General features: G+C 62.8%; 17 protein-coding genes. 13 read left to right on the forward strand and 4 right to left on the reverse strand.

Going from position 1 to position 19,383, the window contains the following annotated elements:
• Positions 1-40: 40 nt before the first annotated feature.
• Positions 41-808: an FHA domain-containing protein gene (locus ACDK93_RS11405; protein WP_458068713.1), complete on the reverse strand. Its 768-nt coding sequence runs from the start codon at positions 806-808 to the stop codon at positions 41-43.
• Positions 809-926: 118 nt separating this feature from the next.
• Here ACDK93_RS11405 and ACDK93_RS11410 point away from each other — a divergent pair, with 118 nt between their 5' ends.
• Both ACDK93_RS11410 and infA read left to right on the forward strand, forming a co-directional pair.
• Complete coding sequence (locus tag ACDK93_RS11410; RefSeq protein ID WP_458068714.1) at positions 927-1,202, forward strand: polyhydroxyalkanoic acid system family protein; 276 nt, start codon at positions 927-929, stop codon at positions 1,200-1,202.
• Between the two features lie 119 nt (positions 1,203-1,321).
• Positions 1,322-1,540 (forward strand): translation initiation factor IF-1, encoded by a 219-nt coding sequence (gene infA, locus ACDK93_RS11415; RefSeq protein WP_007508585.1) that lies wholly within the window; start codon positions 1,322-1,324, stop codon positions 1,538-1,540.
• Between the two features lie 127 nt (positions 1,541-1,667).
• On the opposite strand, the gene clpA is transcribed toward infA, so the two are convergent.
• Entirely contained in the window at positions 1,668-3,944 is a 2,277-nt protein-coding gene (gene clpA / locus ACDK93_RS11420) for an ATP-dependent Clp protease ATP-binding subunit ClpA (RefSeq protein ID WP_458068716.1), read from the reverse strand.
• Positions 3,945-4,010: 66 nt separating this feature from the next.
• Positions 4,011-4,337: an ATP-dependent Clp protease adapter ClpS gene (gene clpS, locus ACDK93_RS11425; protein ID WP_179482690.1), complete on the reverse strand. Its 327-nt coding sequence runs from the start codon at positions 4,335-4,337 to the stop codon at positions 4,011-4,013.
• A 131-nt stretch (positions 4,338-4,468) separates the two neighbouring features.
• On the opposite strand from clpS, the gene ACDK93_RS11430 reads away from it, so the two are divergent.
• From ACDK93_RS11430 to ACDK93_RS11470, 9 genes are all read left to right on the forward strand, one after another.
• Positions 4,469-5,002 carry an NUDIX hydrolase gene (locus tag ACDK93_RS11430; protein WP_458068718.1) on the forward strand — a complete coding sequence of 178 codons (534 nt, stop codon included), beginning with the start codon at positions 4,469-4,471 and terminating at the stop codon, positions 5,000-5,002.
• Complete coding sequence (mnmA, locus tag ACDK93_RS11435; RefSeq protein ID WP_458068720.1) at positions 4,999-6,153, forward strand: tRNA 2-thiouridine(34) synthase MnmA; 1,155 nt, start codon at positions 4,999-5,001, stop codon at positions 6,151-6,153. Before ACDK93_RS11430 ends, mnmA begins: the two co-directional genes overlap by 4 nt.
• 10 nt (positions 6,154-6,163) lie before the next feature.
• The gene (hflD, locus tag ACDK93_RS11440) at positions 6,164-6,787 is read left to right on the forward strand and encodes a high frequency lysogenization protein HflD (RefSeq protein ID WP_458072428.1); all 624 of its coding nucleotides are present in this window, start codon (positions 6,164-6,166) and stop codon (positions 6,785-6,787) included.
• A gap of 45 nt (positions 6,788-6,832) precedes the next feature.
• Positions 6,833-7,234: a phosphate-starvation-inducible protein PsiE gene (locus ACDK93_RS11445; protein ID WP_458068721.1), complete on the forward strand. Its 402-nt coding sequence runs from the start codon at positions 6,833-6,835 to the stop codon at positions 7,232-7,234.
• A 115-nt stretch (positions 7,235-7,349) separates the two neighbouring features.
• Positions 7,350-8,015, forward strand: coding sequence for a response regulator (locus ACDK93_RS11450; protein WP_458068722.1), 666 nt, complete (start codon positions 7,350-7,352; stop codon positions 8,013-8,015).
• 24 nt (positions 8,016-8,039) lie between these two features.
• Positions 8,040-9,428: an ATP-binding protein gene (locus ACDK93_RS11455; protein WP_458068724.1), complete on the forward strand. Its 1,389-nt coding sequence runs from the start codon at positions 8,040-8,042 to the stop codon at positions 9,426-9,428.
• Positions 9,429-9,600: 172 nt separating this feature from the next.
• The gene (locus tag ACDK93_RS11460; RefSeq protein WP_458068725.1) at positions 9,601-12,843 is read left to right on the forward strand and encodes an efflux RND transporter permease subunit; all 3,243 of its coding nucleotides are present in this window, start codon (positions 9,601-9,603) and stop codon (positions 12,841-12,843) included.
• Positions 12,833-14,026 carry an efflux RND transporter periplasmic adaptor subunit gene (locus ACDK93_RS11465; protein WP_458068727.1) on the forward strand — a complete coding sequence of 398 codons (1,194 nt, stop codon included), beginning with the start codon at positions 12,833-12,835 and terminating at the stop codon, positions 14,024-14,026. Before ACDK93_RS11460 ends, ACDK93_RS11465 begins: the two co-directional genes overlap by 11 nt.
• Positions 14,027-14,030: 4 nt before the next feature.
• Positions 14,031-15,536, forward strand: coding sequence for an efflux transporter outer membrane subunit (locus ACDK93_RS11470; RefSeq protein WP_458068728.1), 1,506 nt, complete (start codon positions 14,031-14,033; stop codon positions 15,534-15,536).
• Between the two features lie 177 nt (positions 15,537-15,713).
• Here ACDK93_RS11470 and ACDK93_RS11475 read toward each other — a convergent pair whose 3' ends face one another.
• Positions 15,714-17,060, reverse strand: coding sequence for a hypothetical protein (locus tag ACDK93_RS11475; RefSeq protein ID WP_458068730.1), 1,347 nt, complete (start codon positions 17,058-17,060; stop codon positions 15,714-15,716).
• A gap of 366 nt (positions 17,061-17,426) precedes the next feature.
• Between ACDK93_RS11475 and rnt the strand changes: the two genes are divergently transcribed.
• Positions 17,427-18,089, forward strand: a complete 663-nt coding sequence (gene rnt / locus ACDK93_RS11480) for a ribonuclease T (protein WP_458068731.1) — start codon at positions 17,427-17,429, stop codon at positions 18,087-18,089.
• A gap of 122 nt (positions 18,090-18,211) precedes the next feature.
• On the forward strand, positions 18,212-19,285 hold the full coding sequence (pstS, locus tag ACDK93_RS11485; RefSeq protein ID WP_458068733.1) for a phosphate ABC transporter substrate-binding protein PstS: 1,074 nt from the start codon (positions 18,212-18,214) through the stop codon (positions 19,283-19,285).
• Positions 19,286-19,383: the final 98 nt, after the last annotated feature.

Genomic DNA, 19,383 nt, shown 5'->3' on the forward strand with positions numbered 1-19,383 from the left:
CCAACCGGAACATCGATTGGCGCGGCTGCCGGGCAGCCACTCAAAGATGGATCAGCAGGACCAGCGCAATACCCAGTGCAATCAGTGCCGCCGTCGTGATGAGCCACCACACTTCTCCGCTCGGGCCGGCGGCGGCTTCCGGCAACTTTGCGGGTATGGGTTCAGGCATCACGATTTCCGGCTCCGGCTCCATACCCGGTGCGTCGACCACGAATCGGTGCATGGCCACGCCGATCTGATCGCCCGGCTGCAGCGCCGTGGAGCCCGCTGTGACGCCATTGACCCGCAGCGGAAAGCGCTCGGAGGACTGCATCGGCTCCAGCATCAGCCTACCTTCCTGCCAGTGGATGCGCAGCGAAGCCGACTCACCCTGCGGCAACTCCAGCGGATAGCGGCCCTGCGCGCCGAGTTCGAGACTGGACTCCAGCGGCAACACGCGGCCCGAAAGGGGACCGGATACCGCCCGTAATGCGACCGTGCATCGAGCCTGCTTGGGCAGAGCGGGGGCGCATCGCTTTCCAGGATCCTGATCGTCCCGCAGCAGCATGCGGCAATCGCCGACGCTGATCACATCCCCAGCGCGCAGAAGGGCCTTTTCGCGCACCGGTCGCGCGTTCACGTGAATGCGGCTGGCGCTGGGCAGCACCTGCAGCACCAGGCCACGGCGATCCTGCTGGATGCGCAGATGCCTGGGCGCGGCCTGCGTAGCCGCCAGCACGAGATCATTGTCGGGCGCGCTGCCAATGGTGAGCTGCGCCTGCGTCCAATGAAAATCCTCGCGGGCCACATTGGGAAATTCGATGCGCATGGATCAACCAGTGAATAGACGCCAAAACTCTACCATGCAGCCCGTCACGTCCTTACGCCCTGCTCTCATTAAGATGCAGGTTCTTAAAATACGCATTCACTCAGTCAGAGGGCCTGTCATGGCCAAGATCGATATCCGCCGGCCGCACCATCTACCAATAGCCGACGCCCGCGCCGTGGTCGACAAGGTCGCGGTAAAGATGCGCGAAAAGTTCGCCACCGAAAGCCACTGGCAGGGCGACACGCTGAAATTTTCCCGCTCCGGTGTGAACGGCACGATCGCCGTGGCGGCCGATGCGGTGGTAGTTCACGCAGAACTTGGTCTGATGCTGTCGCCCATGAAAGGCCTGATCGAGCAGGAAATCCGCAACAAGCTGGATGAATACTTCGTCTGACGCCGGTGGACGACTACCTGGCCGCGATTTCATCGCTGATGATTGTTTAACCAAACGCTTATCCATGGCATAATCGGCGGCTTAGCAGCCATGACGGCTGTGCGTGACTACCGGAACACATGGCCAAAGACGACGTCATCGAAATGGAAGGCACGGTCCAGGAGACCCTGCCCAACACCATGTTTCGCGTGCAGCTGGAGAACGGGCACGTGATCATCGCCCACATCTCCGGTCGTATGCGCAAGCACTACATCCGCATTCTCACGGGCGACAAGGTCAAGATCGAAATGACCCCATACGACCTGAGCAAGGGACGTATTACGTACCGCATGAAGTAAGTTGCGTGGTCTAGGCCCTAGTCGACACTACTCATGCTGACGAAAAAGCCGCGCAATGCGCGGCTTTTTGCGTTGTTGCGCGGGAACTGGGTTTGGGATGTGTATTCATCCCAAACCCAGACAGCTCTCAGCCCGCCGACTCGGTGACTTCCACCGGTTCGATGCTCTCGCAGTCCACCTGCAGCTCGCCATCGCGCACGCTGAGTCGGACCAGACCGCCTTCGGCCAGCTTGCCGAACAGCAGCTCGTCGGCCAGCGCACGCTTCACCTTCTCCTGAATCACGCGTGCCATCGGGCGGGCGCCCATCTGCGGATCGAAGCCGTGATCCGCCAGCCAGCGGCGGGCATCGGCATCGACATCCAGGCTGACATGCTTCTCGCTGAGCTGGCTTTCCAGCTCGATCAGGAACTTGTCGACCACGCGCAGGATGTGCTCGAAGTCCAGCGCGCCGAACTGGATGATGGCATCCAGACGGTTGCGGAACTCCGGCGTGAAGGTGCGGCGAATCACTTCCATCGCGTCCGAATCGTGCTTCTGCTCGACAAAACCCATGCTGCGGCGCGAAGCCAGCGCGGCACCGGCGTTGGTGGTCATCACCACCACGACGTTCTTGAAGTTGGCCTCGCGACCGTTGGTATCGGTCAGCACGCCGCGGTCCATGACCTGCAGCAGGATATTGAACACATCCGGATGCGCCTTCTCGATTTCGTCCAACAGCAGCACCGCATGCGGATGCTTGACCACCGCTTCGGTCAGCAGGCCGCCCTGGTCGAAGCCGACGTAGCCCGGAGGGGCACCGACCAGCCGCGACACGGAATGACCCTCCATGTACTCGGACATGTCGAAACGGATCATCTCGATGCCGAGCTGCATCGCCAGCTGTTTGGTGACTTCGGTCTTGCCGACGCCGGTCGGACCAGCGAGCAGGAAACAACCGATTGGCTTGGACGGATCGGCCAGACCCGAACGGGCCATCTTGATCGACGCGGCCAGCGCCTCGATCGCCGGGTCCTGACCGAACACCACCATCTTCAGATTGCGCTCGAGGTTGCGCAGTACGTCCCGATCGGAGGCGGATACCTGCTTGGCAGGAATGCGCGCCATCTTGGCCACGATGTATTCCACCTCGGTCACGTCGATCTTGCCGGTGCGCTGATCTTCGGGCAGCAGGCGCTGACGTGCGCCCGCCTCATCGATCACGTCGATCGCTTTGTCCGGCAGCAGGCGATCGGGAATGTGCTTCACCGACAGATCCACCGCGGCCTTCAGGGCCTCGTTGGTATACGTGACGTGGTGATGCTCCTCGAAGCGCGAACGCAGGCCCTTAAGAATTTCCAGGCTGTCGGCCACGGTGGGCTCGACCACGTCGATCTTCTGGAAACGGCGCGCCAGCGCGCGATCCTTCTCGAACACGCCGCGGTATTCCTGGAACGTGGTCGAACCGATGCAGCGCAGTTCGCCCGAGGCCAGCATCGGCTTGATCAGATTGGAGGCGTCCATCGTGCCGCCCGACGCCGAGCCGGCGCCGATGATGGTGTGGATCTCGTCAATGAAGAGGATCGCGCCCGGCTGCTTCTTCAGCTGGCCGATGACCGCTTTCAGACGCTTCTCGAAATCGCCGCGGTACTTGGTACCCGCCACCAGCGCGCCCAGATCCAGCGACCAGATCGTGGCGCTTTCGAGCACCTCGGGCACTTCGCCGTCGACGATGCGCTTGGCCAGACCTTCGGCCAGCGCGGTCTTGCCGACGCCGGCCTCACCCACGTAAAGCGGGTTGTTCTTGCGGCGGCGGCACAGCACCTGGATGGTGCGCTCGATTTCGTCGGCACGGCCGATCAGCGGATCGATCTTGCCTTCCAGCGCCAGCTCGTTGAGGTTGCTGGCGAACTCGTGCAGCGGATTGCCCTTCGGCTCGCCGCCTTCTTCGCCTTCGCGCTCGGTGTTTGGGCTGCTGGCTGCCGCGTCGTCGCCGATCTTGGCGATGCCGTGCGAGATGTAGTTGACCACGTCGAGCCGGGTGATTTCCTGCTGATGCATGAAATACACGGCGTGCGAGTCCTTCTCGCCGAAGATCGCCACCAGCACATTCGCGCCGGTGACTTCCTTTCGGCCCGAAGACTGCACGTGATACACGGCACGCTGCAGCACGCGCTGAAAACCCAGCGTCGGCTGCGTGTCGCGCTCGTCGCCCTGCGGCAACACGGGCACGGTTTCGAGGATGATGCGCTCAAGCTCGGACGAGAGCCGTGGCAGATCGACGCCGCAGGCGCGCAAAGCGCCCAGGGCCGACTGATTTTCGGTCAGCGCCAGCAGCAGGTGCTCCACGGTCATGAACTCGTGGCGCTGTTCGCGGGCCTGCTTGTAGCAATGGCCGATGGTTACTTCCAGATCCTTGCTGAACATTCGGATCGTCTCCGCTTGCAAAGTTGAGCGGCCAGTGGCGCCGCGATGATCACGAAGTGGGGTCGCTCAGAGCTTTTCCATAGTGCAAAGCAACGGGTGTTGGTGTGAGCGTGAGTATTCGTTGACGTGAGTCACCTTGGTTTCGGCAACCTCCCTGGTGAAGACACCGCACACGCCCTTGCCACGAGTGTGTACATGCAGCATCACCTGCACCGCCTGCTCCTGATCGAGATTGAAGAAGCTTCGCAATACCTCTACCACGAAATCCATCGGGGTAAAGTCATCATTCAACAAAAAGACCTGAAAAAGTGGCGGACGAGCGACTTCCGGCTTGGCGATTTCCACCGCCAGACCGCGACCGCCGCCTTGTTCGTGTTCGGATTCGTGGGCCATGATTTCTTGGGTAGCTCATCTTTGATACGAAGTATACGCCGCCGCGGATGCGGCTTTTTCAAGCGCCGGCCGCTCGGACACACCCCTAGGTGATGGCACAATGGCGGCTTTTCCAGTGCCGTCATCCGTCCATGATCGAAACCGCCGCCCCTGCCGAAACCGGTGCCGACGTCTGGCGTCCGCATGTCACTGTGGCCTGCGTGGTGGCCGACGGCGACCGTTATCTGATGGTCGAGGAAGAAGTACAGGGCCGGCTTGCCTACAACCAGCCCGCCGGCCACCTCGACGACGGTGAAAGCCTGCTGCAGGCGGCCGTGCGCGAAACGCTGGAGGAAACCGGCTGGACCGTCGAACTCTCGCACCTGATTGCGATTGATCAATGGCGCAGCACCGAACACGGCGACGCCGTGATCCGTTTCAGCTTTGCCGCCAGGGCACTGAGTCACGATGCCGCACACCCGCTGGATATCGGCATCCAGCGCGCGCTTTGGCTCACTCGCAGAGAAATTGAAGCACTCGGCGATCGCCTGCGCAGTCCACTGGTGTTGATGAGCATCGACGCCTGGCTGGCCGGCCAGCGGCTGCCGCTGAGCACCCTCGGTTACATACCTGAGGAAGGCAGCTTTGAACGGAGCGCTCATCCGGCAGCGAAAAACTCCGCATGAAGGTCATGCTCGGCATCTCCGGTGGCGTCGACTCGTCCGTGGCCGCGCTGCTGCTGCAACAGGCTGGGCACCAGGTCGAAGGTTTGTTCATGCAGAACTGGGAGGAGGACGACCGCAGCGGCCCGTGCACTACCGACGCCGATCGCAAGGACGCCGTCGCGGTCTGTGGTCGGCTCGGCATTCCGTTTCACGCGCGCAACTTCGCCGCGGCCTACTGGGACGGCGTGTTCGAACATTTTCTGGCGGAATACCGCGCTGGGCGCACGCCGAACCCCGACGTGCTGTGCAATCGCGAGATCAAGTTCAAGACCTTTCTCGATGAGGCGCGCTCGCTCGGCGCGGAAAAAATTGCGACCGGCCACTACGCGCGCGTCGACTGCAAAGACGGCGCCTATCGGCTGCTGCGCGCGGTCGATGCAGCCAAGGACCAAACCTATTTTCTGCACGCCCTGGGCCAGCAGCAGCTGGCGGCCACGCTGTTTCCGGTCGGCGAGATCGAAAAGCCGCGCGTGCGCGAAATGGCGCGCGAGGCTGCTCTGCCGACGCACGCGAAAAAGGATTCCACCGGGATATGCTTCATCGGCGAGCGCGATTTTCGCAGTTTTCTCGCGCAGTACATTCCGGCACGGCCCGGCGAGCTGCGCACGCCGAACGGCGAGTTGATCGGCGAGCATCAGGGCGTGATGTATTACACGCTGGGCCAGCGCAACGGGCTGGGCATCGGCGGCCGCCACGGCGCCAGCGGCGACGCCTGGTATGTCGTCGGTAAAGATGTGGCCGCCAACGTGCTGTATATCGCCCAGGGTGGCGAGAACGACTGGCTTTATTCGCGACGGCTGCAGACGGAGGCGCCCACCTGGGTTGCCGGCGTTGCCCCGGCCGCGCAGTTCCGCTGCACGGCCAAAACCCGCTATCGCCAGATCGACCAGCCCTGCATCGTCGAGGTTGGCGAAAGCGGTCTTGAGGTACGCTTCGAAGACCCACAGCGCGCCGTGACGCCGGGCCAGTCCGTGGTTTTCTACGAAGGCGAGGCCTGCCTCGGCGGCGCGATCATCGCCGCCACCGACGCGCCTTACGGTGGCTTGCTGCCCGCCTTCAGGCCCTCAATGACATCACCCTCTGTTTCCGGAGAAACGCAAGCTCGTGTTTGACACTTTTGCCATGAATGAAGAGCGCGTGCTCGCCCTTGCCGGCGTCTTCCAGGCCTGCGCGCTGGCGCAGCAGCTCGCCAATGACGGGCGCTGCGACGAGGGCGTCATGGAAGCCAGCGTGGCCAGCATTTTCCGCATCGACGCGCCGTCGGTGGTTGGCGTCTACGGCTCGATTTCGAGCGCGCGGCTGGGCCTGCGCAACCTGATTGCGCAGCTCGACGAGAGCGATCGCGACATGTCGATCACCCGCATGGTGGTCACCGTGATGCGGCTGGAGCGCAGCCTGTCGCGCCGATCGGAGCTGCTGGAGAAACTGCAGCAGGGGATCGTCGCGGCACAGCGCCAGGTCGAGCACTTCGGCCAGGACTCGCCGCAGGTCTACGGCCGCCTGGCCGAGCTGTATGCCTCGACGCTATCTACGCTGAAGCCGCGCGTGATGGTCAGCGGCAATCCACAGCAGCTCGCCCTGCCGGCCGTGGTGGAGAAGGTCCGCAGCAACCTGCTGGCGGCGGTGCGCTCGGCCGTGCTGTGGCGGCAGGTCGGCGGCCGGCAGTGGCAGCTGATCCTGTATCGGCGCCAGTGCAGCATGCTGGCGCGCGGCATGCTGACCGGGGCAACGCTGGACAACCGCTGACGAGTGCGGTCCACTCGGCGCATCACCCTCGCGCCAGGACATACCATGCAAAGCACGCTGGTCAGACGCTCGTTTTCCGTGATCGAACGGATCGGACTGCTGGTGATCCTGGTCGCCACGCTGTTTGCCGTGATCGGCGAAGTGCGGCAGATGATTGCGGCCGGGCATTCCGCCGTCAGCGATCTGCTGCTGCTCTTCATGTACATCGAGCTGATCTCGATGGTCGAGGTGTACTGGCACGCCGGCAAGCTGCCCGTGCGCATGCCGCTGTATATCGCGATGGTGGCCCTGGCGCGACACATGATGGTCGACCAGCAGCTGCCCGCGCTCGATCTGCTGGGCACGGCCGGTGCGGTGCTGATCCTGGCGCTGTCAGTGATCGTGGTGCGCTACGGCCACCTGAAACTGCCCTACAACGACTCGATCGACGGGCGACACCTGAGCTGATCGCGCTGCCCTGAGCCATCCAGCCCCGAGAAAATCCAAAAGGTCTGCACAAGCATTCCCCTTCACCATGGTGCACAACCCTGCCCGCCTCAGCTGAACCATCTGGTAGCCCGACGTGCACATCCTTCTTGTGGAAGACGACATTCAGCTCGGCGAGGCGATCCGGCACGCGCTTGAGCAGCAGTCCTATGCGGTGACCTGGCTGCGCGACGGCAACGAGGCCGCGCGCGCGCTGCGGGATCCTACCGCCGATCTGGTGCTGCTCGATCTGGGCCTGCCGGGCAAGGACGGCATGGACGTACTGCTGGAGGCGCGCCGCGAGGGCGTGAAAACGCCGATCCTGGTGCTGACCGCGCGCGACGCCATCGACACACGTATCCGCGGTCTCGATCTGGGCGCCGACGATTTTCTGGTCAAGCCTTTCCACCTCGGTGAGCTGGCGGCACGCATCCGCTCGCTTACCCGAAGAGCGCAGGGTCTTGCCGATAACCTGATCGAAGCCGGCGGCATGCGGCTCAACCTGTCCACCGCCGAAGTCGAGTTTCGCGGCGAGAAAGTCAGCCTGACCCGACGCGAGTTCGCCCTGCTGCAAGTCTTGATGGAGCGCGCCGGGCGCATCGTGCGCCGCGATGCGCTTGAAAATTCGGTCTACGGCCTGGATACGGTGGTCGAACGCAATGCCATTGAAGTACAGGTGCACTGGCTGCGGCGCAAGCTCAGCCCGGAAGTGATCACCACCGTGCGCGGCATCGGTTACATGGTGCCGCGCGATGCCAGATAATTACGCCGGAATGAGCGCCATGACATGAAAGCGGCCAGCCTGCGCACGCGCCTGACGTGGCTGATCATCGCCGTGCAGGTTGGCGTGCTGATTCCGCTGGGCGTGCTGAGCTACCAGCGCGAACTGAGCGAAATGGATCATCTGCTCGACGGTCGGCTGGCGCAGGCGGGACGCACCCTCGGGGCACTGATCGAACACGTCTCGACGCTTTCCGCTCATGGCGCCAACAACGCCGTGCTGCCGGACGATGCGCTGCGCGGCGTGATGGTCCGCGTGCATGAGCGCAACTTCGAGCCGGAGGTCGGCTTCCAGGCTTATGCGCCGGACGGGCACCTGCTGGCTGCCACGGCCAATCTCGCCAGCCTGCCGCCGCCGGCCGCCAGCGAGCGAGGCTTTCGCGACCTTACCCTCGAACAGCAGACATGGCGCATTTTCACGCTGAAGAATCAGGCCGGGCTGGTGATCCGCATCGGCGAGCGGTCCGACAACCGTCGCGCCATCACCCGTGTACTGGTGATGGAACACAGCCTGCCGCTGATCATCGGACTGCCGCTGCTTGCGCTGCTTGCCAGCTGGGCCGTGGGCCGTGGTCTGCGACCGCTGGACCGGCTTGCCGAACACCTTGCCCATCGGCTGCCAGGCAGCCGGCAGCCGGTGGCCGTGGACGACGCGCCGCGCGAGATCACGCCGCTGCTGCTGACCTTGAACCAGCAGATCGAACGGCTGGAAGACACGATTGAGCGCGAACACCGTTTTGCCGGCGACGTGGCGCACGAACTGCGCACGCCACTGGCCGCGACCATGATTCATCTGGAAAGCGCGCAGATCGCCGGCAGTGCGGCGGAGCTGGATGCCATGCTGCGCAGCGCCCAGCTCAGTCTGGCCCGGCTGGCGCGCCGCATCGAACAGATTCTGGCACTCGCGCGGCTGGAGTCCGGTGCCGCGTCCGAGCAGCGTACCAGGATCGAACTGGTCGGGCTGGCGACCGAAGTGATCGAAGAGCTGGCGCCGCTGATCGCCGAAAAGGATATCGAACTCAGCCTCACGACCAACGCGGAACACATTCGGGTTAGCGGCCATGAGGTGGCGCTGACGGCGATGTTTCGCAATCTGATCGAGAACGCATTGCGCTACTCGGAATCGGGTGGTCAGGTCGATGTATCCATTCAGCGCGAGGCCAGCGCCGTTATCATCGCCATCTCTGACGACGGCCCGGGCATTCCACCGGATCGGCGCGCAGCCGTGTTCGAGCGCTTTCATCGCGAGGTCGAAAGCGAATCGCGCGGTTACGGCCTGGGCCTGAGCATCGTGCAGCGTGCCATCCAGCTGCATCAGGCGCATATCGAACTGCTGGCATCGCCGTTCGGCCATGGGCTGCAGGTGCGTATCCGCATGGCGGGTGCCGAGGCCTGACCCATCCCGCCATGGCGCGGCTCAAATGGACGGCCATTCAGGCCCCAGCAGGCCGCGCAGCCTTTCAAAAAGGTTTAGCAAAGGCTGGGTTGCGAAGATCCAGGGCAATCGCTGATCCGACCCCGGAGCTGTCCGTGGTGGTGCGCGAACCAACTGCCCACTGGAAACATCCATGCTCGGTCTCGTCCGCTTAGCCCTGTCGCGGCCCTATACCTTCGTTGTGCTGGCGCTGGTCATCCTCATCGCCGGCCCGCTGGCGGCATTGCGCACCCCGACCGATATCTTCCCGAATATCGGCATCCCCGTGATCAGCGTGGTGTGGACCTACAACGGCCTGCCGCCCGATCAGATGTCCGGTCGCGTGATCTACTACTACGAGCGCTCGCTGACCACCTCGGTCAACAACATCGAGCACATCGAGTCACAGTCGCTGCCCGGCGCCGGCGTGGTGAAGATCTTCTTCCAGCCGGGCACCGATATCCGCACCGCCACCGCACAGGTGACCTCGATCTCGCAGACGGTGGTCAAGCAGATGCCGCCAGGCATCACGCCACCACTGATCCTCAACTACAACGCCTCGACCGTGCCGGTGCTGCAGATGGCGCTGTCGAGCAAGACGCTGTCCGAATCGAAAATCCGCGACATCGCGCAGAACGAGGTTCGCCCCACGCTGGTGTCGGTCAACGGTGTGGCCATTCCCACGCCGTACGGCGGCAAGCAGCGCCAGATCACGATGGATCTGGATCCGCAGGCGCTCGACGCCAAGGGCCTGTCGGCGCAAGACGTGGCCAACGCACTGGCCTCACAGAACCAGATCATTCCCGTCGGCACCAGCAAGATCGGTACCTACGAATACCACGTGCAGCTCAACAACAGCCCCACGGCTTTCGAAAATCTCAACAACCTGCCGATCAAGACGATCAATGGGGCGACCATTACCATCGGTCAGGTCGCCCACGTACGCGACGGTTCGCCGCCGCAGAACAACCTGGTGCGCGTGGACGGCAAGCGCGCGGTGCTGATGCCGATTCTGAAAACCGGCAGCGCCTCCACGCTGGCCGTGGTGGCCGGCATCAAGAAACTGATGCCGCTGATCGAAGAGACGATGCCGCCCTCGCTGAAAATTTCCCAGCTCAACGACCAGTCGGTTTTCGTGAAGGAGGCGATCGCCTCGGTGGCGCGCGAGGGCATCATCGCGGCGCTGCTGACCTCGGTGATGATTCTGATCTTTCTCGGCAGCTGGCGCTCCACCGTCATCATTGCCGTGTCGATTCCGCTGTCGATCCTGTCCGCGATTGCCCTGCTGTCGGCCACCGGACAGACCTTGAACGTTATGACGCTGGGCGGCCTCGCGCTCGCCGTCGGCATCCTGGTCGACGATGCCACGGTGACGATCGAGAACATCAACTGGCATCTGGAGCAAGGCAAGGACGTCAAGTCGGCGATCCTCGACGGCGCCGCACAGATTGTGACGCCTGCCTTCGTCTCGCTGCTGTGCATCTGCATCGTGTTCGTGCCGATGTTCATGCTCGACGGCATCGCCGGATTTCTGTTCCGGCCGATGGCGCTGGCGGTGATCTTTGCGATGGCCTCGTCGTTCGTGCTGTCGCGCACGCTGGTGCCGACCATGGCAATGTTTCTGCTCAAGCCGCACGTCACCGAAGCTGGCGGCGGCGATCATCCGGAAGACGGTTATATCAACCATCACGAAGGCGATCAGCATCACGCACATCGGAATGTGGTGGTGCGCAAGGCGATCGCGTTCCAGCTCGCCTTTGAACACCGCTTCACCAAGATTCGCGACGGTTATTACGCATTGCTGGGTGCAGCGCTGGCTCGCCGTCGAGGATTCATTCTGGGCTTCCTCGGCTTTGTGCTGATCTCGTTCGCACTGGTGCCGTTCCTGGGCCGCGACTTTTTCCCCGACGTTGACGCTGGCGCCATCGCACTGCACGTTCGCGCACCGATGGGCACGCGTGTGGAAGAAACCGCTGCCGAGTTCGATCACATCGAACAGACGATCCGCAAGATCATTCCAGCCGATCAGCTCGAGACCGTGATCGACAACATCGGCCTGCCACTGAGCAGCGTGAACCTGGTCTACAGCAACACCGGCACGATCGGGCCGGAGGATGGCGACATCCAGATTGCTCTGAAGGAAGGCCATGGGCCGACGGCCGATTTCGTCAAGCAGCTGCGCGAAAAGCTGCCGCAGCTTTTCCCCGGCACCCAGTTCGCGTTTCTGCCGGCCGACATGACCAGCCAGATCCTGAACTTCGGTGCGCCGGCACCGCTGGACGTGTCGATCACCGGCCGCAATGCCGATGAAAACGAAGCCTATGCGATGCAGATCATGAAGAAGCTGCGCGCGGTTCCCGGCATCGCCGACGTGCGTCTGCAGCAGAGCACCAGCTATCCGCAGTTGAACGTGCACGTCGATCGCACCCGCGCCGATGCGCTTGGCATCACGGAGCGAGACGTCACCAACAGCATGGTCGCCTCGCTCGCCGGCAGCAGCCAGGTCGCGCCGGCGTTCTGGCTCAATCCGAAGAACGGCGTGTCGTACGCGATCGTCGCGGCGACGCCGCAGTACAAGATGGATTCGATGGCCGACCTCGCGCGACTGCCGGTGACATCCTCCAGCGACAAGGCCAGCCAGATGCTTGGCGGTATCGCTACCTTTACGCGTGAGCCCAGCGCGGCGGTGGTGTCGCATTACAACATCCTGCCCTCGTTCGATATCTACGCCGCCGTGCAGGACCGCGACCTCGGCGCCGTCAGCACCGACGTCAACAAGGTGCTGGCGCAGTTCGCCAAGAGCCGACCCAAGGGCACCATGGTCACGCTTCGCGGCCAGGTCGGCACGATGAACGAAGCCTTCAGCGGCCTGCTGTTCGGCCTGCTCGGTGCGGTGGTGATGATCTACCTGCTCATCGTGGTCAACTTCCAGTCGTGGCTCGATCCCTTCGTGATCATCACCGCCCTGCCTGCGGCATTGGCCGGCATCGTGTGGATGCTCTTCATAAGCCACACCACGCTGTCGGTTCCCGCACTGACGGGCGCCATCATGTGCATGGGCGTGGCCACCGCCAACTCGATTCTTGTCGTGAGCTTCTGTCGCGAGCGGCTGGCGATTCACGGCGACGCGGTGAAGGCCGCCATGGAAGCAGGTTTCACGCGCTTCCGCCCGGTCTGCATGACCGCGCTGGCGATGATCATGGGCATGCTGCCGATGGCGCTGAGCCACGAACAAAACTCCCCGCTGGGCCGCGCCGTGATCGGCGGCCTGCTGTTCGCCACCTTTGCCACGCTGCTCTTTGTGCCGGTGATTTTCAGCCTCGTCCATGCGGGTGAAAAACACGCTGCTTCCACTGACCCCGTTCTGTTGCCCGGAGAAAATCCCCATGTCGCCTAATCACGAAGCTCCAGCGCAGCGCCCGCTGCGTCTGGGCCGCCCCATCGCCATCGTTATTGTGCTGGCGGTGCTGGCTACGGCGATCGGCCTTGCTGTGCGCGCGCATGATTACCATCAGGTCGTCAGCTGGACCGATGCACAGGAATTGCCTACCGTGCAGCTGGCACCCGTTGCAGCCAAGGCCGACAGCCACGCCATGACGCTGCCCGGCCGCATCGACGCGTGGATCAGCGCACCGATCCACGCACGCGTCAGCGGCTATCTAAAGAGCTGGGACAAGGACATCGGCAGCACGGTCAAAGCGGGCGACACGCTGGGCGTCATCGATACACCCGAACTCGACCAGCAGTTCGAACAGGCCAAGGCCGTGCTGGTTCGCGCCAAGGCCGACCAGCGGCTGGCTCAGATCACCAGCCAGCGCTGGCAGCATCTGCTGAGCTCCAACTCGGTGTCCAAGCAGGAGGCCGATGAAAAAAGTGGCGAAGCCGAAGTGGCGGCGGCCAACGTGCTCTCCGCGCAGGCCGACGTGGACCGGCTGGCTGCACTGGAGTCGTTCAAGCACATCACCGCGCCATTCAGCGGCACGGTCACCAGCCGCAACACCGATATCGGCGATCTGATCTCCTCCACCAGCGACAGCAGCCCGGCGCTGTTCACCGTCGCCGATACCAGCAAGATGCGCCTCTACGTGCGTATTCCGCAGGGCTATGCGGCGTCGATAAAGCCCGGCATGACGGTCAGCCTCAGCGTGCTCGAGCATCCGGGGCAGACCTACAAGGCCACGCTGATCGGCTCGTCAGGCTCGGTCAATCAGGAATCCGGTGCGCTGCTGGCGCAGTTTGAGGCGCCCAACCCCAACGGCGAACTGCTTCCAGGCGACTATGCCGAAGTGAGCCTGCCGATAACTGTCAACAGTCACCTCATCACGGTGCCGTCGACCGTGCTGATTTTCCGCGCTGCCGGGCCACAGGTGGCCGTGCTGGGTGCGGACAACCGCGTGCAGCTACGGGACATCCACATCGGCATGGACATGGGCGATTCGCTCGAGATCGATCACGGCCTGCAGCCAGGCGACCGCATCATCGACCATCCGCCGGACTCGCTGTCACAGGGTGACAAGGTGCAGTTGGCCAGCGCGGCGACATCGGCAAAAAGCGCCCAAGCTCAGCCGAAGCAAGGTTGAAGTCATGCGCACTTATTCCTTGATGCACAAACGCAAACTGCGGATGCCTCGACGCAGCGGCGTGAAACATGCTCTGGCTGCGGCTCTGCTCGTCGCGCTTAGCGGCTGTTCGCTGGCGCCCACCTATCATCGGCCGACCGTCGACATGCCGGCCAATTACAAGGAAGCATCCGGATTGTGGACGCCGGCTGCGCCGGCCGATACGCAGGCACGGGGCGACTGGTGGCACATTTTCAACGACGGCACGCTTGATGGACTGGAGCAGAGACTCGATGCCAGCAACCCGTCGCTGGCGGTCGCGCTGGCGCGCTACGACCGCGCGCATGCCTTCGAAGGCGAACTGCAATCCGGACTCTTCCCGCACGTGGGCGTCGATGGCGGTCCGTCCCATAATCGCCAGTCGAACAATCGCCCCCTGCGCGGCAGCAACCAGCCCAACGAATACGATGCCAACACGGCGGAGTTTTCGGCGGACTATGAACTCGATTTCTGGGGCCGTGTACGCAATGAAGTCGCTGCCGGCAACGCGGAGGCGCAGGCGGCCAACGCCGACCTGGCCACCGCCAAGCTGAGCCTGCAGTCGCAGCTTGCCGATCTGTATATCCAGCTGCGCGGCTACGACATTCAGGCGCACATCCTCGCCGATTCGCTGGACGCGTATCGCAAGGGCCTCGTGCTGACCCAGAATCGCATGGAGGGTGGCATTGCCTCGGGGCTTTCCGTGGCCCGCGCCAAGACCCAGCTGTCGGACGCACTGGCACAGCAGGCCGAAGTGACGGCCCAGCGCGCGCTCACCGAACACGCCATTGCGACCCTGGTTGGCGTGCCGGCGTCGAAGTTTTCGCTGCCGGCGTCAGACGTGCAGATCGGACTGCCCGCCATTCCTGCCGAGGTGCCGTCGGTTCTTCTGCAGCGTCGCCCGGACATCGCCGCCGCCGAGCGGCTCACCTTTGCCGCCAATGCCAACATAGGCGTGGCGCGTGCGGCGTTCTATCCCAGCTTCAGTCTTTCGGCGATGTTCGGCTGGCAGAACACGGGTAACGGTAGTCTGCTCACCGCAGGAAATCGCATGTGGGCGCTGGGCCCGATCGGTGCGCTGAGCCTCTTCGATGGCGGGCTGCGCCGCGCGCGCGAGCGCGAGGCCAGGGCGAGCTTCGATGAGGCTGCGGGCCAGTACCGCGTCACGGTGCTGACCGCATTCCAGCAGGTCGAAGACAACCTGTCGCTGCTGAGCAATCTCAGCCGCGAAGCGCACGACGAAGATGACGCTGCCGTATCGGCGCAAGATGCCGCAACGATTGCGACAAACCGTTACAGCGAAGGCATCGTCAATTACCTGGACGTGGTCACGGCGCAGACCAGCTATCTCCAGGCCGAGCGCAACGCCGAGCAGGTGCGTACGCGGCGCTTGCAGGCCAGCGTGAATCTGATTCGCGCGCTGGGCGGCGGCTGGACCGAAGCCGACATGAAAAAACCGCCCACCGGGCAACCGGTGGCGGCTGTTCGGTGAGCGGCTGTTCGGTGAAACGCACAAAAGCAAACGGCGGGCCATGCCCGCCGTTTTCCGTCCCTGGGTCGAACTCCTTTCCGATAACTCGTTACAGCTGAAGCGTGGCACAGGCTGATGACATTTTCGAATCACCGCGGTGACAGTTTCGCTGCCAGCGCGGCGATGGCTGAAACGCGATCAGAACTTGTAGGTGAGCATCACGCGGTTGTACGTGAACGGCTTGTTGCCGGGGTTCAGATTGTTGATGCCGCCCGAGGATTTTTCCCAGCGATCCCGGATCTGGAAGCCCTTCATGAAGCCGTCGAAGTTGTAGATGATGTCGAAGTACGTATCGTGGAAGCTGCCGTTCAGATCGGTCGTGTACTTCGCATAGGCAGCAACCAGCTGCAGCTTCTTGTCGAACAGGTCATAGGCGAACTTGGCCTTCGTCGCATGGCCAGGACCGGCTTCCACCAGACCACGGATCATCGAGGTGGTGTACAGCGGATCGGTCGCATAACCGGTGGTGAACGGCGAAATGATCGACCCGTCGCCGATGCTTGTACCGCTCTCCTGTTCAACCTTGTTGTACATCAGGTCGAAGCGGCCGTTGGGGATCACCACGCCGAAGTCGGCGCCCCAGACGCGGCTCTTCACGTCGGTTCCGGCAATGCCGTTGATCTTGAGCTTGTTGGCAACCAGCACGTTGCTGGAACCGCCGCCGCTTTCGGTCAGGCCCTGAAAGCCGACAACGGGATTGAAACCGGTGCCCGTGTCGAAGATATAGCTACCCTCGGCATAACCCATGCGGGCGAAATCGAGGAAGTCGTAATACCAGCCCTGCGCCTTCAAACCACCGGCGACATACGTGCTGCCCAAGGCCCAGGTACCGCTGGTCTGTTTTGCGGTCAGCGGCAGACCCTGATTGCCGCCGTAAAGCGTGTCGCCTTGGTAGGCGGTGGCGTAGTAGTTGTTGTCGTTGAAGTAGTCATCGGAGGTACGGCTCTTGTAGCTGAGTTCGCGGATACCAATGATGTTCCAGCCCTTCACCGGAGTGAAAACGGCGCTCAGCGCCTCGTACGAGTTCGGCAGCAGGCGGCCGTCGCTGTTGCCCATCCAGGGCGTGTTCAGATACTGATAGCCAGCGCGTGCAAGCACCCAGTCGTTTTTGTACTGCAGGTAGGCCTGGCTCAGCGCAGTCAGCGAGTCGTTGGCGCCCATCAGCGTGGTATCGACCCGCTTCGGGTTTTCGGCCAGCGAACCCAGCGCATTGGCGCTGACCAGCGACGCGCCGGCGCTGAAGCCGTCCAGCGACGCGGTCTGGGCATTCAGAAGAATCGAGCCGCCGAACGCGCGAGCGCTGGGCTTTGCCGGGACGCTGTAGTCATAGGTGCGGTTGAAGTCGTAGAGACGAAGCTCTCCGTCGACATGGCCCTGCTTGAACAGATCGCTGAACGTGTTGATGTCAGCATCGTCAGCGTGAGCAGCGATGCTGAGTGTACCGAGCACGGTAGCGATGGCTACGGCGACGAGTTTGTTGCGCATGATGAGAAGCTCCGCATCGAGTTAGAAAAAAGTCGTACGACGGAGCTGACGCCGAATGCGCCTGTTAAATTGACTTAACGCCCCATCTCGAAGCGCAGCATGCCGGGCATGCATGACGCTTACGTATACGAATGATTACATTTACATGACAGGCCGCGCCACAGCCGGCAACAGCCTGCGGCAAATAGCAACACAGTCAAACCGACCGGTTTGGCGACGCTGAAGCAAGCTTTGCATGCTGCACGAATGAGATTTCCGGTCCGTGACATAGGCCCGCAACGCCTGCCGCTCATGTGCTGCTGGCGGCTGATACAAAAGGAGTCGTCCGACAATCGGGCATAAAAGCTCCGATGCTATGCTTCGCGCATGCCTTACAGTCCACTTACCCGTCCCGCGCGCATGGCCGAACGCTTTCGCGGCTTTCTGCCGGTTGTCGTAGACGTCGAGACAGGCGGATTCGACGCCGAACATGATGCCCTGCTGGAAATCGCCGCGGTTACCATCAGCATGGACGCGGACGGTCTCATGCGACCGCACCAGACCATCTCGACCCACGTCGAGCCATTCCCGGGCGCCAATATCGACCCGCGATCGCTGGAAATCACCGGCATCGACCCTTACAACCCGCTGCGCGGCGCACTGAGCGAACGGCTGGCGCTGGATCATGTTTTCCAGGCCGTACGGCAGGCCGTTCGCGACGCCGAATGCCAGCGAGCGATCCTGGTCGGTCACAACGCAGCGTTCGACCTGGGCTTCCTGAACATGGCCGTGCGCCGCTGCGGCAACAAGCGCAATCCCTTCCATCCTTTCAGTTGCTTCGACACCGTCAGTTTCGGCGGTCTCGCCTTCGGCCAGACCGTGTTGAGCAAGGCCGTGCTGGCGGCGGGTCATACGTTCGACGGCCGCGAGGCGCACTCTGCGGTCTACGACGCCGAGCGGACCGCGGATCTGTTCTGCACCGTGGTCAACCGCTGGCGCCAGCTGGAGCTGCTCGAACAGGAGCAACTCGGTTTGGGCGTTGCATCCTGAGCCGATTTCAGTTCAGAACCAGCTGACTTCCGAGGCGAAACCGGCGCTTGTGACAATAATTTCTTGCGTTGTCATCTCCTTGCAACATTCATCTCATCTCATTGCAACACGAAAGGCCTGAAATGGCGGGGTTCATTCCTCCGCCCCACCTAGGAGCTACCGTGTTGATCACTCGCAAATCCTCATTTCGATTCGCCGCCGTCGCGGCCATTGCCGTCTCATCGACGTTTGCCGTCGCCGCCCAGGCAACCGATATCACCGGCGCTGGCTCCAGCTTTGTCTACCCGGTGATGTCCAAGTGGTCCGCCGCGTTTGCCGAGAAAACCGGCAACCACCTGAATTACCAGTCGGTCGGTTCGGGCGCGGGCATCGCGCAGATCAAGGAAGGCACCATCGACTTCGGCGCGTCCGACGCGCCCATGAGCGCCGAAGATCTGCAGAAGCTGGGTCTGGGCCAGTTCCCGATCGTGGTCGGCGGCATCGTGCCGGTGGTGCATATCGAAGGCATCGCCGAAGATCAGGTCAAGCTCGACGGCACCACGCTGGCCGACATCTATCTCGGCAAGATCACCAACTGGAACGATCCGAAGATCGCTGCCCTGAACGCCGGCCTCAAGCTGCCGGCAGGCAAGATCACCGTCGTGCATCGCTCGGACGGTTCGGGCACCTCGTACAACTTCACCAATTTCCTGTCCAAGGTGAACGCGGACTGGGCGGCCAAGGTGAAGTTCGGCACGGCCGTCGAGTGGCCGACCGGCGTGGGCGGCAAGGGCAACGAAGGCGTGTCGCAGTACGTGCGCCAGATCCCCGGCTCGATCGGCTATGTGGAATACGCGTACGCGGTCAAGAACAAGCTGGCCTGGGTCGATCTGAAAAACGCCAGCGGCAACTACATGAAGCCCAGCGCTGCCGCATTCGCCGCCGCGGCCGCGACAGCGGACTGGAAGAGCGCCAAGGATTTCAACCTGGTCATGACCAATGCTCCGGGCGCACAGGCCTGGCCGATCACCGCGACCACCTGGATGATCATGTACAAGACGCCGAAGAACGCCGCCAACAGCAAGGTCGCCTTCGACTTCTTCAAGTGGTCGCTGGAAAAGGGGCAGGCCGACGCGTCCGCCCTCGACTACGTGCCGCTGCCGGCCCCGCTGGTCACGCAGATCGAAGCGTACTGGGCGTCCGACTTCAAACATTGAAACGACTCATGGTGAGAAAATGAAAGCGCTCACCATGTTCTAGATGGAAGTATTTGATGCGATGCCGCCCTTTTCCGGAAGGGCGGCTTTTCGCTGAA

This window comes from Rhodanobacter sp. BL-MT-08 (assembly GCF_054161255.1).

Excerpts from the sequence above, each read along its gene's own strand:
- ACDK93_RS11475 (WP_458068730.1), bottom strand. The coding sequence starts at position 17,060 with ATGCGCAACAAACTCGTCGCCGTAGCCATCGCTACCGTGCTCGGTACA.
- ACDK93_RS11445 (WP_458068721.1), top strand. The coding sequence starts at position 6,833 with ATGCAAAGCACGCTGGTCAGACGCTCGTTTTCCGTGATCGAACGGATC.
- ACDK93_RS11460 (WP_458068725.1), top strand. The coding sequence starts at position 9,601 with ATGCTCGGTCTCGTCCGCTTAGCCCTGTCGCGGCCCTATACCTTCGTT.
- rnt (WP_458068731.1), top strand. The coding sequence starts at position 17,427 with ATGCCTTACAGTCCACTTACCCGTCCCGCGCGCATGGCCGAACGCTTT.
- ACDK93_RS11410 (WP_458068714.1), top strand. The coding sequence starts at position 927 with ATGGCCAAGATCGATATCCGCCGGCCGCACCATCTACCAATAGCCGAC.
- ACDK93_RS11470 (WP_458068728.1), top strand. The coding sequence starts at position 14,031 with ATGCGCACTTATTCCTTGATGCACAAACGCAAACTGCGGATGCCTCGA.
- pstS (WP_458068733.1), top strand. The coding sequence starts at position 18,212 with ATGGCGGGGTTCATTCCTCCGCCCCACCTAGGAGCTACCGTGTTGATC.
- ACDK93_RS11465 (WP_458068727.1), top strand. The coding sequence starts at position 12,833 with ATGTCGCCTAATCACGAAGCTCCAGCGCAGCGCCCGCTGCGTCTGGGC.
- ACDK93_RS11405 (WP_458068713.1), bottom strand. The coding sequence starts at position 808 with ATGCGCATCGAATTTCCCAATGTGGCCCGCGAGGATTTTCATTGGACG.
- clpA (WP_458068716.1), bottom strand. The coding sequence starts at position 3,944 with ATGTTCAGCAAGGATCTGGAAGTAACCATCGGCCATTGCTACAAGCAG.
- infA (WP_007508585.1), top strand. The coding sequence starts at position 1,322 with ATGGCCAAAGACGACGTCATCGAAATGGAAGGCACGGTCCAGGAGACC.
- ACDK93_RS11430 (WP_458068718.1), top strand. The coding sequence starts at position 4,469 with ATGATCGAAACCGCCGCCCCTGCCGAAACCGGTGCCGACGTCTGGCGT.
- mnmA (WP_458068720.1), top strand. The coding sequence starts at position 4,999 with ATGAAGGTCATGCTCGGCATCTCCGGTGGCGTCGACTCGTCCGTGGCC.
- hflD (WP_458072428.1), top strand. The coding sequence starts at position 6,164 with ATGAATGAAGAGCGCGTGCTCGCCCTTGCCGGCGTCTTCCAGGCCTGC.
- ACDK93_RS11455 (WP_458068724.1), top strand. The coding sequence starts at position 8,040 with ATGAAAGCGGCCAGCCTGCGCACGCGCCTGACGTGGCTGATCATCGCC.
- clpS (WP_179482690.1), bottom strand. The coding sequence starts at position 4,337 with ATGGCCCACGAATCCGAACACGAACAAGGCGGCGGTCGCGGTCTGGCG.